The organism is Streptomyces sp. NPDC006476 (assembly GCF_040612015.1).
GTDB classification, from domain to species: domain Bacteria; phylum Actinomycetota; class Actinomycetes; order Streptomycetales; family Streptomycetaceae; genus Streptomyces; species Streptomyces griseorubiginosus_B.
Genome location: NZ_JBEXPK010000037.1, coordinates 75,922 through 92,914 on the forward strand (window position 1 = coordinate 75,922; position 16,993 = coordinate 92,914).

The 16,993-nt window shown below is 68.8% G+C and carries 10 protein-coding genes; 4 read left to right on the top strand and 6 right to left on the bottom strand.

Annotated elements, in window-relative coordinates; all coding sequences use genetic code 11:
• Positions 1-4: 4 nt before the first annotated feature.
• Positions 5-5,374 carry a pullulanase-type alpha-1,6-glucosidase gene (gene pulA, locus ABZZ74_RS33850; RefSeq protein ID WP_356771526.1) on the bottom strand — a complete coding sequence of 1,790 codons (5,370 nt, stop codon included), beginning with the start codon at positions 5,372-5,374 and terminating at the stop codon, positions 5-7.
• A 190-nt stretch (positions 5,375-5,564) separates the two neighbouring features.
• Here pulA and ABZZ74_RS33855 point away from each other — a divergent pair, with 190 nt between their 5' ends.
• Complete coding sequence (locus ABZZ74_RS33855) at positions 5,565-7,634, top strand: carbohydrate-binding module family 20 domain-containing protein (RefSeq protein WP_356771528.1); 2,070 nt, start codon at positions 5,565-5,567, stop codon at positions 7,632-7,634.
• A gap of 48 nt (positions 7,635-7,682) precedes the next feature.
• On the opposite strand, the gene ABZZ74_RS33860 is transcribed toward ABZZ74_RS33855, so the two are convergent.
• Positions 7,683-8,408 carry an SDR family oxidoreductase gene (locus ABZZ74_RS33860; RefSeq protein ID WP_356771530.1) on the bottom strand — a complete coding sequence of 242 codons (726 nt, stop codon included), beginning with the start codon at positions 8,406-8,408 and terminating at the stop codon, positions 7,683-7,685.
• Between the two features lie 104 nt (positions 8,409-8,512).
• On the opposite strand from ABZZ74_RS33860, the gene ABZZ74_RS33865 reads away from it, so the two are divergent.
• Entirely contained in the window at positions 8,513-9,361 is an 849-nt protein-coding gene (locus ABZZ74_RS33865; RefSeq protein WP_356771532.1) for a LysR family transcriptional regulator, read from the top strand.
• A 17-nt stretch (positions 9,362-9,378) separates the two neighbouring features.
• On the opposite strand, the gene ABZZ74_RS33870 is transcribed toward ABZZ74_RS33865, so the two are convergent.
• From ABZZ74_RS33870 to ABZZ74_RS33885, 4 genes are all read right to left on the bottom strand, one after another.
• Positions 9,379-11,055, bottom strand: coding sequence for a glycoside hydrolase family 13 protein (locus ABZZ74_RS33870; RefSeq protein ID WP_356771550.1), 1,677 nt, complete (start codon positions 11,053-11,055; stop codon positions 9,379-9,381).
• A gap of 214 nt (positions 11,056-11,269) precedes the next feature.
• Positions 11,270-12,178: an ABC transporter permease subunit gene (locus ABZZ74_RS33875; RefSeq protein ID WP_356771534.1), complete on the bottom strand. Its 909-nt coding sequence runs from the start codon at positions 12,176-12,178 to the stop codon at positions 11,270-11,272.
• Between the two features lie 13 nt (positions 12,179-12,191).
• On the bottom strand, positions 12,192-13,142 hold the full coding sequence (locus ABZZ74_RS33880; RefSeq protein WP_240870339.1) for a sugar ABC transporter permease: 951 nt from the start codon (positions 13,140-13,142) through the stop codon (positions 12,192-12,194).
• Positions 13,143-13,242: 100 nt separating this feature from the next.
• Positions 13,243-14,517: an extracellular solute-binding protein gene (locus ABZZ74_RS33885; RefSeq protein ID WP_356771536.1), complete on the bottom strand. Its 1,275-nt coding sequence runs from the start codon at positions 14,515-14,517 to the stop codon at positions 13,243-13,245.
• 337 nt (positions 14,518-14,854) lie between these two features.
• Between ABZZ74_RS33885 and ABZZ74_RS33890 the strand changes: the two genes are divergently transcribed.
• Positions 14,855-15,889 carry a LacI family DNA-binding transcriptional regulator gene (locus ABZZ74_RS33890; RefSeq protein WP_356771538.1) on the top strand — a complete coding sequence of 345 codons (1,035 nt, stop codon included), beginning with the start codon at positions 14,855-14,857 and terminating at the stop codon, positions 15,887-15,889.
• A 131-nt stretch (positions 15,890-16,020) separates the two neighbouring features.
• Positions 16,021-16,881, top strand: coding sequence for a phosphatase PAP2 family protein (locus tag ABZZ74_RS33895; RefSeq protein ID WP_356771540.1), 861 nt, complete (start codon positions 16,021-16,023; stop codon positions 16,879-16,881).
• Positions 16,882-16,993 lie beyond the last annotated feature (112 nt).

The window sequence follows — 16,993 nt, forward strand, 5'->3', positions numbered from 1 at the left end:
GATATCAGGCAGTCCGGGAGAACACCGCGACAGTGCGCCCCGGAACGACGAACGTGCCCGATTTCCGCGCGTACGACGACGACTTGACGATAGAGTCCGCGCCCGCCGCCTGCACAGGGTGCAGCCGGTAAGAGATTCCTGTCAGGTCCTGGACGCGCTGCTCCTGCCGGGTCGGCGTCGCGTTGAACACGATAACGAGATCACCGAGTTCCATGGTGATCACTCCGGGTGTCTCGTCCTTCCCGGACAGCGGGAAGGACAGCTTCGACTGCACCTGTCCGGCCGTGTCGAGCGAGAACACGCTGTCCGTCGTACGGATCCTCAGCAGGTCGCGGTAGGCGGAGGAGGCGCCCTCGATCTGCTCGCACCCCACCTTCACCGTGCCCAACAGGGGCTTGGCGTAGGGCCACTTGGACCGGTTGTCGGCCGCCGGGGGCAGTCCCCGCCCGAAGCCGTTGCCGTCGGCGCAGTTCCAGTGGATCGCGTTGAACCAGTCGCCGCTGTCGAAGGAGTTGCGGTCCAGGGACTTCGAGCGCAGCAGGTCGGAGCCCGCCTGGGACAGGGACGGCCCCTGCGAGAGGGTGGCCGTCGCCATCGCCAGGACCTGCGTCCGGGCCCGGTCGGCGGCGGAGGTGCCCGAGGGCAGCTTGTACGTCAGCGCGTCGAACAGGGACTCGTTGTCGTGGGCGTCGGTGTAGGCGAGGGCGTCGCCGGGCGCGTCCGCGTATCCGGCGGGCTGCCCGTTGTAGTCGACCTCGGCGCCGGTGACCTCCTTGCCGTCGGTGTCGGTGAAGCGGTAGGCGGCGAGGTCGCCGGACAGACCGACCTTGATCAGGTCCTGGTAGTGCAGCAGACGGGCCTTCTGCTCGGCCGGAGTGCCGTTGGCGGTGGAGGAGTTGGGGTCGGTGTAGAGACCGGAGGCGAAGCCCTGGACGCCGGGGTCGGAGTCGAAGGGGCCGCCGCCGCGGACGGCGTCCCGGGCGCGGTCGGAGAAGGTGGCGATGCCGGTGCCGGCCATGTTCTTCTGGGTGGCCTGCACGAAGCGGGCGTCGTCGGCGACCTCGCCGAAGTTCCAGCCCTCGCCGTACAGGATGATCTTCTTGCCGTCGACGCCGTCCTTCTTGAGGGTGAGCGCGTCGAGGGCCTTCCTGACGGCCAGGATGTTGGCCTTGGGGTGGTGGCCCATGAGGTCGAAGCGGAAGCCGTCGACCTTGTACTCCTTGGCCCAGGTGACGATCGAGTCGACGACCAGCTTGCCCATCATGGCGTTCTCGGGTGCGGTGTTGGCGCAGCAGGTGCTGTTGGCGACCGAGCCGTCCGCGAGCAGCCGCTGGTAGTAGCCCGGCACGATCTGGTCGAGCACGCTGGTGTCGGCCTCACCGGCGGCGGAGGTGTGGTTGTAGACGACGTCCATGACGACCCGCAGCCCGTCCTGGTTGAGCGCCTTGACCATCTTGCGGAACTCGACGGTGCGCCCGGTGCCGTTGGGGTCGGTGGCGTACGAGCCCTCCGGGACGGTGAAGTGGTAGGGGTCGTAGCCCCAGTTGTAGGCGTCCTTGGCGGCCGTCTTCGCCACGCAGGCCTGCTGCTGGTCGGAGTCGGCCGGGTAGGAGGCGAGGTCGCAGTCGGGGGTCGCCTGGTCGGCCTTCTTCTCCGGCACGGTGGCGAAGTCGAAGGCGGGCAGCAGATGGACGTAGGACGTGCCGGACCTGGCCAGCTCCCGCAGATGCCTCGATCCGTCGCTGTTGCTGTCGGTGAAGGCGAGATAGGTGCCCTGGTCCTTGGCCGGCACGGTCTTGTCCGCGACGGAGAAGTCCCGGATGTGCAGCTCCTGGATCTGGGCGTCCCGCAGCGGTACGGCCTTGGGCTTGGCGAGGTCCGACCAGCCGCTCGGGGCAAGGGACTTGTCGTCCAGGTCGACGACGAGACTGCGCTCGGAATCCGCGGTGAGGGCGACCGAGTAGGGGTCGGTGACCTTGTTGGTGACGACCTTGCGGACGCTGGGCGCCCACACCTTCACCACGTACCGGTACTCCTTGCCCTTCCAGGACGCGGGGCCGGTGACGGACCAGACGCCGGTGGAGTCGTCGCGGCGCATCGCCTTGAGGGAGCCGCCCAGCTCCAGCGACACGCTCTGCGCGGCGGGCGCCCAGACGGAAAGGGTGGGGCGGCCCTTGGGGAACGTCGGACCCAGCTCCGCCTTGGTCGCACCCGGGTACAGGTCGTCGAGCACGCCGGCGATCTGGACGCCTGTCGCCGCCAACACGGCGCCGTTCGCGGCCCGTTGGGAGGCGACGAGCTGCCCGTCGAGGGCCTGGCGCACCCGGCTGCGGTCGCGCGGGTCGACGGACCAGGCCGTGTAGTCCTTCAGATACGGGAACCTGGCCTTCTGCGCGTCGGTGAGGGTCGTCCTCTCCAGCCGCAGCCAGCGCTCGTCGTCGCTCGTGAGCGTGCCGTCCTTCACGGCGATCGAGCCGTCGTGGGAGTACAGCAGCTGGGTGGAGACGGCCGCGTCGGAGCCGTTGAAGGCGACGGTGTCGCGGTCGATCCAGACGGCCTTGGAGGTGGTCAGGTCGAGCGCGGCCGCCGAGCCGGTGGGCTGGGGCAGCAGGTACTTCTCCTGCCCGTTGAGCAGCCACACCTCGTAGCCGTTCGCCTTGAGGTCCAGGGACTGGTCGGCGGGCAGGTCCTTCTCGTCGCCCTTGTGGATGATGTAGCTCAGGATGGTGGCACCGTCGGTGAGGGGCACCTCGAAGACCGCGCCGTACGCGTCGGTCCTGACCGGCTTCAGCGGGCTCGACCAGTCGGTGGGGCTCGCGGCGCCGGTCCAGACGTGCAGGCCCCAACCGTCGTAGTTCCCGTCGGCGCGGTGGTAGTGGATGACCGCCTTGGTCCTGTCCTGCGCCGGGTAGTCGGGCCGGGTGGTCCGCACGGTCTCCTGGCCCTGCTCGATCCACACCTCACCGGTCTTGGTGACGTCGATGGAGCGGTCGGCGGAGACGTCCTTGTCGCCGTTCTTGTCGATGACGAGGAACCCGACGCTCGAGGCGCCCGGCTTCAGCTTGACGTAGGCGAAGGCCCCGTAGGCGTCCCGGCCGACGAAGGGGTGGCTCGCGGGCCAGGTCGTGGCCTCGCCGTCGGCGAGGTCGCCCCAGGCGTACAGACCCCAGTTGTCGTAGTCGCCGTCGGTGCGCTTGTAGTGGACGATCGCGTAGTCGCGTGAGGAGGCGGTGGGGATCTCCGGGGCGGGCGGGCTGCCGGTGGTGGACGCGGCCGTGGCGGACGCGGTGTGTCCGGCCGAGTCGATGACGACCGCCTTGTACCGCAGGGGCGTTCCGGCCGGGACGTCCTTGGCGATGGTCTGGGTGACCTTGTACGGGGCGTGGTCGGCGGAGCCGAGCGTCCGCCAGCCGCCGTCGCCGACCTGGGCGGCGAAGACGACCCGGTTCAGCCCGCCGCCCGTGACGTCGGCGGACAGCTCCACCGTGCCGGTGGCGCCGGCGTCGGGGGCCTTGAGGGTGAGGGTGGGCTTCACGGCCGGCTCGGCGAGCTTGCCGGCCGCCTTGAGGACGATCGCCGACCCGGCCGGGACGGTGACGGTGACATGCCGGTCGGCGCCGGAGGTGACGTCGTCCGCAGTGCCGTGGATGCCATGGAACTTCATGCCGGCGGAACCGGTCGCGAAGGTCGCCGACTTCGCCTCGCCGGCGTTGTTGAGGGCGACCACGTACTCCTGGCCGGTCCGGGCGTCGGTGCGCGAGAAGGCGTAGACGCCGGGGCCGTCGGCCGCGTACCGCTGGGTCTGCACTCCGTCGGCGAGGGCCGGGTTGTCCTTGCGCAGCTTGCCGAGCGCGCTGATCTGCCGGTACAGCGGTGCGCTCGTGTCGTAGGAGTCGCTCGCGGCGGTGCGGTCGGTGCCGATCTCGTCGTCGTCGAGGTAGTCGGCGACCTTGGAGGCGAACATGGTCTGGCGGGCGTCCTTGTCGCCGCCGGAGCCGGTGAATCCCTGCTCGTCGCCGTAGTAGACGACCGGGTTGCCCCGGCTGAGGAACATGACCTCGTTGGCGAGTTCGTCCTTCTTGAGGATCTCGGCGTCCGTGGCCTTCGGGTTGTCCTGCTTCAGGAAGTACCCGATCCGGCCCATGTCGTGGTTGCCGAGGAAGGTGACCTGCTCGTAGGCGTTGGCCTTGTCGGTCGTGTACTTGTAGTCGTCCGCGAAGACGCCCGCGAGTTTTTGCGCGCTGCCGCCCTGGGAGGCGTAGGCGCGGGCCGCGTCCTGGAAGGGGAAGTCCAGGGTGGCGTCGAGTCGGCCCTGGGTGACGTACGGGGAGGTGACCGAGGTGTCGGCGGAGTAGGTCTCGCCGAACATGAAGAAGTTCTTACGGCCGTGCTCCGCCGCGTACTTGTCCAGCGCGGTCGCCCACTGCGTCCAGAACTCCATGTTCACGTTCTTGACGGTGTCGATCCGGAACCCGTCGATGGCGAAGTCCCGCACCCACCGCTCGTAGATCTTCTCCATGCCGCTGACGACCTCGGGCCGCTCGGTCCACAGGTCGTCCAGGCCCGAGAAGTCGCCGTAGGTCGCCGACTCCCCGGCGAAGGTCGAGTCGCCGCGGTTGTGGTACATCGTCGGGTCGTTGAGCCAGGAGGGGGCCTTGGACCGGCTGGTGACCGTGGGCGTACGCGGGAAGGAGGCGCCGGAGACGGCCGGGAACCCCTTCTTGCCGTCCGCGTAGTCGGCGTCGTCGAAGGGCCGTCCGTCCTTGGTCAGATAGGGGAAGGCGCCCTTGGAGAGGTAGTCGTAGGACTTCTCCCGGTAGTCGACGACATCGGCGGTGTGGTTGGTGATGACGTCGAAGAAGACCTTCATGCCCTTGGCGTGCGCCTTGGAGATCAGGGTCTCGAGGTCCTTGTTCGTGCCGAAGTGCGGGTCGACCTGGGTGAAGTCGGTGATCCAGTAACCGTGGTAGCCGGCCGAGGCGTTGCTGCCCGTGCCCTGCACCGGCCTGTTCTTGAAGATCGGGGCCATCCAGATGGCGGTGGTGCCCAGACCCTTGATGTAGTCGAGGCGCCGGGTCAGGCCCTTGAGGTCGCCGCCCTGGTAGAACCCCTTGTCGGTGGGGTCGTAGCCGGTGGACAGGCGTGAGCCGGTCAGACCGCCCTTGTCGTTGCCGGTGTCGCCGTTGGCGAAACGGTCCGGCATGACGAAGTAGAACTGATCGCGGGTGTCGTCGTGCCGGGCCGGCTCGGCGGCGAGCCTCTTGTCGGAGGGCGGCGGGGGCGGGGTGGCCGCCCGGGCGGCCAGTGGCTGGATCAGGGCGGCGGCAACGGCCACGACGGTGACGGCCGCGACCCGTCTCGCTCTCGGTATCACAGGCGGGAACTCCTTGCGATGACGGCTCTGTTGGGTCCGACCCCGCGCGACCGTATCGCTGCCGAAAGGTTTACAGCAAGAGTTGTGAAACTCGTAGCAAGAAGTTTCAACGCCAATCTTGACGTGCCCTTCTCAACTGCCCCACTCTCACCACTGGTTGAAACCCAAACACCCCTCATCGGAGCCGCACATGAACAGACACCACCCCCCAGGTGTCTTCCGGCGCACGGCCACTGCCGTGGCCGCCGGCACGCTGGCCCTCGCGGGCGCCGTCGCGCTGCCCGCCGCCGACGCGCACGCGGACACCACCGCCAAGGGCGACGTCATCGCCAACCTCTGGGAATGGAACTGGGACTCCGTCGCCTCCGAGTGCACCCAGGTGCTGGGCCCCGCGGGCTACGGCGCGGTGCAGGTCGCGCCCCCCGCGGAGTCGCTCAAGCAGTCCAGCTACTACTGGTGGGACGTCTACCAGCCCTACTCCTACGACCTGAACAGCCGCTTCGGGACGGCGGCGAAGTTCACGTCGATGGTGAGCACCTGCCACAAGGCCGGCGTCAAGGTCTACACGGACGCGGTGATCAACCACACCACCGCCCAGACCGGCACCGGCTACAACGGCACGACGATCAGCAGCAAGTACGACACCCCGGAGTGGGACCGCGCCGACTACCACGACTCCTCGGACTGCCCCACCTCCGACCTGACCATCCAGGACTACTCCAACCTCACCCAGGTCCAGAACTGCGAACTGCTCGGCCTGCCCGACCTGCGGACCGGCTCCGACCACGTCCGCACCGGCATCGCCGACTACCTCAACTCCCAGCTCGCCCTGGGCGTCGACGGCTTCCGCGTGGACGCGGCCAAGCACATCCCCGAGGCCGACCTGGCGGCGATCGAGTCGAAGCTGACGAACACGACGTCCGGGACGCCGCCGTACGTCTTCCAGGAGGTCTACCCGGGCTCGACCCCGCAGCCGGCGGATTACTACGCCTCCGGTGACGTCCTCGACTTCACCTACGCGAGCAAGCTGAAGTCGGCCTTCCAGGGCAACGTCAGCGACCTGGCGTCGATCGGGAGCAGCGGCATCCTGCCGGCCGCGAACTCGGTGTCGTTCGTGACCAACCACGACACCGAGCGCAACGGCCTGCACCTGTCCTACAAGGACGGCGACACCTACAAGCTCGCCAATCTCTTCCAGCTGGCCTACAAGTGGTCGACGCCGACCGTGTACGCCGGCTGGGAGTGGACCCAGAGCGACCAGGCCCCGCCGAACTCCTCGGGCTTCGTGACGAACACGGACTGCGCGAGCGGCTCCTGGTACTGCCTGGACCGGGACACCGCGGTGGTCGGCATGGTGGCCTGGCACAACGCGGCCGACAAGGCGGCCGTCTCCAACTGGCAGACCAAGTCCTCCGACGTCATCGGCTTCGGCCGCTCCGGCGCGGGTTTCTTCGCTCTCAACAACGGCTCGTCATCGGCCACTTACACCTTCGCCACCGGCATGGCGGACGGCACGTACACCAACGTGATCGACGGCGGCGCGAGCAAGGTGACGGTGTCGGGCGGCAGCGCCTCGATCACCGTCCCCGCCAAGAGCGCGGTCGCCTTCTACAACGCCTCCTACACCTGCACGGTCGGCTGCGACGACACCGGCGGCTCCTCCGGCTCCACGGTCGAGGCCACCTTCAACGAGTACGCGCCCACGACGTCCGGCACGAGCGTGTACGTCGTCGGCTCCGTCCCGGCGCTCGGCGGCTGGGACACCTCGAAGGCGATCCCGCTGTCCTCCACCGGCTACCCGGTCTGGTCGGGCGAGGTGAGCGTGCCGATCAACACGTCCTTCACCTTCAAGTACCTGAAGAAGGACAGCTCGGGGAACGTCACCTGGGAGTCGAACGCCAACAGGTCCGCCACGGCCACGTCCTCGGCGGTCTCCCTGAACAACTCCTGGAACGTGGCGGACACGGACGCCACCGACGTCACCTTCCACGAGACGGCGACGACCGACTGGGGCACCAACGTCTACGTCGTCGGCTCCCTCGCCTCCCTCGGCGCCTGGAACACGAGCGACGCGATCCCGTTGTCGTCGGAGTCGTACCCGACGTGGAGCAAGCTGGTGATCGTCCCCAAGAGCACGGCCTTCACGTACAAGTACGTCAAGAAGGACGGCTCCGGGAACGTGACCTGGGAGTCCGGCACCAACCGCTCGTTCACGACGGGCAGTTCGTCGGGGTACTCCACGAACGACACCTGGAAGTGACGGGCCTGGGGGCGCGATCGCACCGTCCGTGATCGCGCCCCCGTGACGTCACCAGGGCACCTCCCCCGCGTCCTCGAAGAAGCCGCCGCTCGGGCCGCCGTCGGGGAGGGTGGCGAGCCGGATCGCGACGGCCGCGCCCTGCTGCGGGGTGCGGACCCCCCGGAAGCCGTTGAGGTCGGTCGCGCAGTAGCCGGGACAGGCCGCGTTGATCAGGATGTCCGTGTCGCTCAGCTCCTTGGCGTACTGCACGGTCACCGCGTTGAGGAAGGTCTTCGACGGCGCGTAGGCGACGGCGATCGGACCCACCTCGGTACCGGGCGTGGTCTGCCGGGTGAGGGAGCCGACGCTGCTGGACATGTTGACGATCCGGGGCGTCCGCGAGCGACGCAGCAGCGGCAGCATCGCGTTGGTGACGCGGATGACGCCGAGCACATTGGTCTCCACCGCCGCCCGTACCGTCGCCACGTCGACCGTGGTCGGCAACTGCTCCATGCCGCCGGTGATGCCCGCGTTGTTGACCAGCACGTCCAGGCGTCCGGCGCGGTCCTCGACCAGCTTCGCCGCCTCGGCCACGCTCGCGTCGTCGGTCACGTCGAGGGGTACCCCGAACGCGTCGACGCCGGCCGCCCGCAGCTTCGCCACGGCGCTCTCGCGCCGCTCCTCGTCCCGGGCGCCGACCCCGAGCTGCCAGCCCAGGGCGCCCAGGCCCGCCGCGATCTCGTATCCGATGCCCTTGTTCGCGCCGGTCACCAGCGCGATCGTCTGTTCGTTCATACCGTCGATCCTGGTCGAACCCCATGGGCGCGGGCCAACACCGATCGGGTGGGCGGCGATACCGCCCGGGTATCGATCCAGGTGCGGCCGAGTACGCTGGCGGTGTGGAGACGCGTGAGCTGCGGTACTTCGTCGCCGTCGCGGAGGAGCTGCACTTCGGCAGGGCCGCAGCGCGGCTCGGGATGGCGCAGCCCCCGCTGTCACGGGCGATCAGCCTGCTCGAACGGCGCCTCGGGGCCGCGCTGCTGGAGCGGACCAGCCGTGCGGTCACCCTGACCGAGGCCGGTGCGGTGCTGTTGCGGGAGGCCCGGGCGGCGCTGGACGCGGTGGAGGCCGCAGAGCGCCGAACCCGACGCGCCGCGCTCGCGGCGACCGGCCGCCCCGGCGTGGTCCTCGCCACCAAGGCCGGCGCCTCCAGCGAGCTGCTGGCGAAACTGCTCGACGCCTACGCGGCCGAACCCGACGCCGTTGCCGTCGATCTGCTGCTGTGCGGGATCGGCGAGCAGGAGGGCATGCTGCGCGACGGCCGGGCCGATGTGGCGCTGCTGCATCTGCCGTTCGACTCCACCTCCGGCTTCGACACCGAGGCGCTCCGCACGGAGGAACAGGTGGTGATCCTGCCGGCCGGACACCCCCTCGCCGCCCGGACCGAGGTAAGGACGGCCGAGGTCACCGAGCTGCCCGACCTGCCGCTGCCCCGCTGGCCCGACCGCGACGGAACATACCCGGACGGTCCCGGACCACAGGCCCGGGACCACGCCCAGTTGCTCCAGCTGATCGCGCTCGGCCGCACCTGCTGGATCGCGCCGGAGTCGAGCCGGACCCAGCTGCCGGACGGCCTGGCGGCCGTGCCGGTGGTGGACGCGCCGGCGGTCACGACCGTCATCGCCTGGCCGCCGCACAGCCGCTCCCGAGCCGTCGCCGGGCTGGTCAGGGCCGCGACCCGGCTCTGACCGGCCCGGGGTGTTTGTCAGTCCGTCGTGAACCACACCGTCGTGTCCGCCGGCACCTTCGTCTCGCCGTCCGCCTCGGTCACCTCACCGCTGGCCAGCAGGACACGGCCGTACGACGGAGTCGTCACCGACTCGCCGCCGGTGTTGGCGACGCACACGAACTCCCCGCGCCGGAAGGCGAGTACGCCCTCTGGGGCGCGCAGCCACTCCACCGAGTCACCGGCGCCGAGGTCGGGGTGGTCACGGCGGACGGCGAAGGCGGCGCGGTACAGCTCCAGCGTCGAACCCGGCGTCCCCGTCTGCGCCTCCACGCTCAGCTCTCCCCAGCCGGCCGGCTGCGGCAGCCAACTCCCGCCGCCGCCGAAGCCGTACGACGATCCCGTGCGCGTCCACGGGATCGGCACCCGGCAGCCGTCACGGAACCCGTCCTGGCCGGCGCCCCGGAAGTACGCCGGGTCCTGGCGCACCTCGTCCGGGAGGTCGACGACGTCCGGCAGGCCGAGCTCCTCGCCCTGGTAGACGTAGGCCGAGCCGGGCAGCGCGAGCATGAGCAGCGTGGCCGCCCTGGCCCTGCGCAGCCCGAGTTCGCGGTCGCCGGCCAGCCGGATCTGGGTGCCGAGGCCGGGCGGGTTGGCGAAGCGGGTGGCGTGCCGGGTGACGTCGTGGTTGGACAGGACCCAGGTGGCGGGGGCGCCGACGGGACGCATCGCCTCGAGCGTGCGGTCGATGACCTCGCGCAGTTCGCTCGCGTCCCAGGCCGTCGCCAGGTACTGGAAGTTGAAGGCCTGGTGGAGCTCGTCGGAGCGGACGTAGTGGGCGGTGCGCTCGACGGTCGGGGTCCACGCCTCGGCGACGAAGATCCGCTCACCGCTGTACTCGTCGAGGATCAGCCGCCACTGGCGGTAGATCTCGTGCACACCGTCCTGGTCGAAGAACGGCATGACATCGTTGCCCAGCAGTTTGACCTGGTCGTGGGAGCCGAGATCGGGCAGACCCGCCGCCTTCACGAGGCCGTGGGCCACGTCGATGCGGAAGCCGTCGACGCCCATGTCCAGCCAGAAGCGCAGGATGGAGCGGAACTCGTCGCCGACGGCCGGGTGTTCCCAGTTGAAGTCGGGCTGCTCGGGGGCGAAGAGGTGCAGATACCACTCGCCGGGGGTGCCGTCCGGCTCGGTCACCCGCGTCCAGGCCGGGCCACCGAAGATCGACTCCCAGTCGTTGGGCGGGAGTGCCCCGTTCACGCCCTTGCCGGGACGGAAGTGGTAGCGGTCGCGCAGGGGCGAGCCCGGGCCTTCCCGGAGCGCCCGCTTGAACCACTCGTGCTGGTCGGAGGAGTGGTTGGGCACCAGGTCGACGATGATCCGCAGACCCAGCTCCCGCGCCTCACGGATCAGCGCGTCCGCGTCGAGCAGGTTGCCGAACATCGGGTCGACGGCCCGGTAGTCGGCGACGTCGTAGCCGCCGTCGGCCTGCGGGGAGGCGTAGAAGGGGCTGAGCCACACGGCGTCGACGCCCAGATCGCGCAGGTACGGCAGTCGGGAACGTACGCCTTCCAGATCTCCCATGCCGTCACCGTTGCTGTCGGCGAAGCTGCGCGGATAGACCTGGTAGATCACCGCGTCCCGCCACCAGTCGCTGCGCTGGGCTTTGGCGGGGTTCGGTGCCGGGGCGATGGCGGTGTGCTGCTGGCTCATGGCGTCCTTGGTACGTAACGGGGTCATGGGGTCAGGTGTGCGTACAGCGGTGCGGACGAGACGGCCGCGGTGACAGCGGGGTCGGATGGCCACCGCGGCCGTCTCGGGTATAGGGGGTATGGGGGCGTAGCCCCCCACAGGGGCGTGGGGAACTGCGCGACCAGCCACGACGAAGGCGGCGCGCAACAGCCGGCCGTCGCGGCTCAACCGGCGGTCAGCCTTTCGTGCCGCCGGCCGTGAGGCCGGTCACCAGGTTCTTCTGGACGAGGTAGAAGAACGCGGACACCGGTATCGCGATCAGCACCGCGGTCGCGGCCATCAGGTTGCGCTGGGCGTCGTGCTCGCTGACGAAGGTCTGCAGACCGACCGCGAACGTGTACTTCGTGTCGGACAGCATGAACGTCGACGCGAACGCGACCTCACCGAAGGCCGTGAGGAAGCTGTAGAAGGCCGCGACCGCCAGGCCCGGCTTGGCGAGCGGCAGGATCAGTCGCGCAAACGTGCCGAAGGGGGTCAGCCCGTCGACGCGTCCGGCCTCGTCGATCTCGAACGGGATGGTGTCGAAGTAGCCCTTGAGCAGCCAGGCGCAGTACGGCACCGCGGTCGAGCAGTAGACCAGGATCAGTCCAAGGTAGCTGTCGATGAGCTCGAGGTCCGAGAGGATCTGGTACATCGGCACCATGAGTACGGCCACCGGGAACATCTGGGTGAGCAGAAGCACCCACATGAACTTCCGGTAGCCCGGAAAGCGCATCCGGGAGACCGCGTACCCGGTGGTGGCCGCGATCAGCACGCCGATGACCGTCGTACCCAGCGAGACGATCAGCGAGCTCTTCAGCCAGTCGAAGAACTCGGTGTGCCGCAGCACGAACGAGTAGTTGGTGAACGTCATCTTCTTCCAGATACCGCCCGGATGGAGGTAGTCGTCCTTGTCCGGGCCGAGCGAGAGGAAGATCAGCCAGACGATTGGGAAGAGCGCGATCAGGCTGGCGACGATCAGAATACCGTGCGAGGCGAGCTTCCCGGGCAGGCTCTGCTCGCCGCGGCGCCGGAAGCGCCGGCCGGCCGGTGCGGGGCGGGCCTCGCGCACCTCGGCGGAGGTCTCAACGGTGGTCGTACTCATGCGAACTCCTGCCTCAGATCGCGAGCTGCTGCTCGTTGCGGTTCAGCCAGCGGCGGTAGAACGAGGTGAAGACGATCAGGATGGCCAGCAGCAGCATGCCGTAGGCGGCGGACTGTGCGAAGTCGCGCGGCTGCTGTCCGAAGCCGAGGTAGTACGCCCAGGTGACGAGGATCTGCGCGTCGGGGGCCGTGTTGCCGAACAACAGGAAGATCACCGCGAACTGGTTGAAGGTCCAGATGATGCCGAGGAGTACGACGGTGGAGCTGACCGACCTCAGACCCGGAAGAGTGACGAAGCGGAACCGCTGCCAGGCGCTCGCGCCGTCCATCTCGGCGGCCTCGTACAGCGAGGTGTCGATGGACTGCAGGCCGCCGAGCAGCGAGACCATCATGAACGGCACACCGCACCAGGTGTTGACCATGATGGCGGCGAACCGCTGCCAGAAGGTGTCCTCCAGCCAGTCCGGCGTCGGCAGGTGGAGCGTGTGCAGGAAGGAGTTGATGATCCCGCCGTCGGCGAGCATGAACCGCCAGCCGAAGACGGTGACGAAGGTCGGCACGGCCCAGGGCAGGATCAGGACCAGCCGGTAGAAGGTGCGGCCGCGCAGCTTCTGGTTGAGCAGCAGGGCGAGGCCGAGACCGATCGTGTAGTGCAGGGCGACGCACAGGGCCGTCCAGACGATCGTCCAGATGAAGTGCGACCAGAAGCGGTCGTAGGAGGTCGGGCCGAACAGGATGTCCTTGTAGTTGTCGAGCCCGATGAACTTGTACGTGGCGTCGATGTGGTTGACGCCGATCGTGCGCGCGGTGTTGAGGCTGTTGGCGTCGGTGAGCGTCAGATACAGGCCGTACACCAGGGGGTACAGCACGAGGACGCCGAGCACGACGGCCACGGGGGTGATCATCGCGTAGGCGTACCAGTGCTTCTGGTAGCCGCGCTTGAGGCGTTGGACGACGACTGTCATGGTTCTCGGCACCTTCGAGGGGATCAAGGAGTACGGCGCGCAGGCCGGTGACCGCCGGGTCCCTCCCCCATGTTCAAGGGATCCGGCGGCCACGCGGGGCTTACTTGCTGAAGTCCGGCACCAGCTTGGCGATGGCCAGCTCAGCGTTGCTCAGACCCTTGTCCAGGGACTCCTTGCCGCCGGCGATCTTCGGCAGCTCGGTGTCCAGCGGACCCCACAGGGAGCTGTACTCCGGCAGCGCGGGGCGCGGCTGGGCGGCGGGCAGGACGGTCTGGAAGCCGGCGATGCCCGGGTCGGCCTTGACCTCGGCGGTGTAGGCGTCGTCACGCGTCGGCAGCGTGGAGTTCTTCAGCGCGATCTCGGTCTGGGACTTCGCGGAGGTCATGAAGTTGACGAACTTCAGGGCCGCCTTCTGGTGCGCGGAGTCCGAACCGGCGTACACCGACAGGTTGTGGCCGCCGGTCGGGGCGCCCGCCTTGCCGCTGGAGCCGGCCGGGACGGTGGCGATGCCGAGGTTGGACTTGTCCTTGAAGGCGCTGCCCTTGTAGAAGTTCGTGATCTCCCACGGGCCCTGGATGATCGCGGCGACCTTGCCGTTGACGAACGCGTCCTGGATGTGGGCGTAGGCGTCGGCGGTGGTGTCCGCCTTGTGCAGGCCCTTGCCGGAGAAGAGGCTCAGCCAGGTGCCGTAGGCCTTCTTCGCGGGGTCCGAGTTGACGGTGATCTTCTTGGCGGAGGCGTCGACGGTGTCGGTGCCCTCGCCGTAGAGGAAGGTCTGCGCGTAGTAGGCCTGGGTGGAGCCCCAGTAGCCGTCGACCTTGGCCTTGTCCTTGACCTTCGCGGCGTCCGCCTTCAGCTCGTCCCAGGTCTTGGGGGCGTCGGTGATGCCGGCCTGCTTGAACAGGGCCTTGTTGTAGACGAGGGCGAGGGTGTCGGTGACCAGCGGGACGCCGTAGGTCTTGCCCTCGTACTGGGCCTGCTTGACCAGGTTGGGCTGGAACTTGCCCTGGTCGGCGAGGGCCTCGGTGCCGTCCAGCGGCAGGAAGTAGCCCTTCTTGGCGAAGGCGGGGGTCCAGCCGACCTCGGAACGCAGCACGTCCGGGGCGCCCTTGGAGCCGGCGGCGGTGTCGAACTTGTTCTGCGCCTGGTCGAAGGGGACGTTGACGTAGTTGACCTTGATGCCCTTGTTGGCGGCCTCGAACTCCTTGACCAGGGCCTTGTAGGTGGGTGCCTCATTGGTGGCGTTGGAGGTGTCCCACCAGGTGATGGTGACCGGACCGTCCGACTTGCCGCTCCCGCTGTCGCTTCCGCCGCAGGCCGTCGCCGCGAGGGCGAGGGACGCCACCAGCGCGGTGGCCGCTATGCCACGCCGCATGAGTTCTCCTTGAGGGTGAGCCCGTGTTACTGCCGACTGCGCCGTCGCGGCGGCCGGGCGTCAGGGAACGTAACAGCGATGCAAGCTTGACGAAAGACCTTGCAGCAAAAAACTGCAAGGGACGTCGGAAGTTACCTCGCCGTGACTCCTCATCAACCGCGACGAGACCCGCCGACAAGCGCTTCTGTGCGCCTGAGCGGCCCGGAGCCGGGTTGTGCAAGACTCTGCAAGCTCTTGCCATCCGGCTCCGGCACGGGAATCATCCCCATGCGGGGCAAGGTGCACCGACCAGAACAGAGGGACCGCGATGACGATACGGCCGGTACAGTCCGGTGCCGTGACCACACGGCTTGCCGACATCGCCGCTCAGGCGGGGGTGAGCGAAGCGACCGTCAGCCGCGTCCTCAACGGCAAGCCGGGCGTCGCCGCCACCACCCGCCAGTCCGTGCTCGCCGCACTGGACGTGCTCGGCTACGAGCGTCCCGTACGGCTGCGGCAACGCAGCGAGGGCCTGGTGGGCCTGATCACCCCGGAGCTGGAGAACCCCATCTTCCCGGCCCTGGCCCAGGTGATCGGCCAGGCGCTGACGCGTCAGGGCTACACCCCGGTGCTCGCCACCCAGACCCCCGGCGGCTCCACCGAGGACGAGCTGACGGAGATGCTCGTCGACCGCGGCGTGGCGGGCATCATCTACGTCTCCGGCCTGCACGCCGACACCACCGCCGACATGGAGCGCTACGAACGCCTGCGCGCCCACGGCGTGCCCTACGTCCTGGTGGACGGCTTCTCGCCGAAGGTGCAGGCCCCCTTCATCTCGCCCGACGACCGCGCGGCGATGACCCTCGCGGTCACCCACCTCGTCTCCCTCGGCCACACCCGCATCGGCCTCGCCCTCGGCCCGAAGCGTTTCGTTCCGGTGCAGCGCAAGATCGAGGGCTTCGTCCGCGCGATGCAGGACCAGCTCGGGCTGACCGCGGACAAGGTGGAGACCGACCTCGTCCAGCACTCGCTCTACACCCTGGAGGGCGGCCAGGCCGCCACCACCGCGCTGATCGCCCGCGACTGCACGGCCATCGTGTGCGCGAGCGACATGATGGCGCTCGGCGCCATCCGCGCGGCCCGCCAGCACGGCTTCGACGTACCGCGGGACATCTCCGTGGTGGGCTTCGACGACTCCCCGCTGATCGCCTTCACCGACCCGCCCCTGACCACGATCCGCAAGCCGGTGCCGGCGATGGGCCAGGCAGCGGTGCGCACGTTGCTGGAGGAGATCGGCGGTACGCCCGCGCCGCACAGCGAGTTCGTCTTCATGCCGGAACTGGTGGTCCGGGGCTCGACGGCCTCGGCGCCCGGGGAGCGGAATCGTCCCTAGGGCGGAGAATCCGCGATTTTCCCCCGTGCGCTGGGAGTAGGCGCGCCCGTCCGTCTGTTGTACAACATGCGCCCCGGACCAGACCGGGGGATGATCGGTGACAGAACGCATTTCTGGCAGACTTTGTGCCTATGGGTGACTCGACCGTGACCAGTCTGGAAGACCGTGATCAGACGGCCGTTCCGGACCCTGTCACGGCCCCGGACAGGCCGCGGTTCCTGCGCCGACTGCGCACCCCGCGCAGACCTCGCCTGTGGTTCGAGATCCTGCTGATCGGGGTGAGTTACTACACGTACTCACTCATCCGCAACGCGGTACCGGAGCAGCGGAACGAAGCCCTGCGCAACGCCGACTGGATCTGGAAGACCGAGCACCACCTGGGCATCGCCGTGGAGGAGTCGGTCAACCATGCGGTCAACTCCGTGACTTGGCTGATCGTCGGCATGAACTACTACTACGCCACCCTGCACTTCATCGTCACGCTGTCCGTCCTGGTGTGGCTCTACCGCAGCCACCCGGGCCGCTACGCGGCGGCGCGACTGGCGCTCTTCGCCACCACCGGTGTGGCCCTGGTCGGCTACTACTTCTACCCTCTCGCCCCGCCCCGCCTGATGAACGGCAGCACCTTCATCGACACGGTCACGGCCCACCAGACCTGGGGTTCGATGGCCTCCGGCGACCTCAAGCACATGTCCAACCAGTACGCCGCGATGCCGTCCATGCACATCGGCTGGTCCCTGTGGTGCGGCCTGACGATCTTCGCCCTGGCCAGACTCCCGTGGGTCCGCATCCTGGGCCTGCTGTACCCGGCGGCCACCCTGATGGTCATCGTCGCCACGGCCAACCACTTCTGGCTCGACGCGGTGGGCGGCATCCTCTGCCTGACCTTCGGCTTCACGGTGGCCCGCCTCTGGTACGGCGCACTGCCGTACTCACTCCCGAGGCTGGTCCCGAGCGACACGAAGAGGCGACCGGTGCCGGCGAGGGTGTGACCACTCGCCCACGGCGGTGACCTGCCGTTCAGCTCCGCCCTACGGATTCTTCGTCTCCGTGCGGCGCTCGCTGCCGATGTACCCGATCTCTGCTCGGAGGCCTTCCTGAACC

Excerpts from the sequence above, each read along its gene's own strand:
- ABZZ74_RS33855 (WP_356771528.1), top strand. The coding sequence starts at position 5,565 with ATGAACAGACACCACCCCCCAGGTGTCTTCCGGCGCACGGCCACTGCC.
- ABZZ74_RS33870 (WP_356771550.1), bottom strand. The coding sequence starts at position 11,055 with ATGAGCCAGCAGCACACCGCCATCGCCCCGGCACCGAACCCCGCCAAA.
- ABZZ74_RS33860 (WP_356771530.1), bottom strand. The coding sequence starts at position 8,408 with ATGAACGAACAGACGATCGCGCTGGTGACCGGCGCGAACAAGGGCATC.
- ABZZ74_RS33895 (WP_356771540.1), top strand. The coding sequence starts at position 16,021 with ATGGGTGACTCGACCGTGACCAGTCTGGAAGACCGTGATCAGACGGCC.
- ABZZ74_RS33880 (WP_240870339.1), bottom strand. The coding sequence starts at position 13,142 with ATGACAGTCGTCGTCCAACGCCTCAAGCGCGGCTACCAGAAGCACTGG.
- ABZZ74_RS33885 (WP_356771536.1), bottom strand. The coding sequence starts at position 14,517 with ATGCGGCGTGGCATAGCGGCCACCGCGCTGGTGGCGTCCCTCGCCCTC.
- ABZZ74_RS33875 (WP_356771534.1), bottom strand. The coding sequence starts at position 12,178 with ATGAGTACGACCACCGTTGAGACCTCCGCCGAGGTGCGCGAGGCCCGC.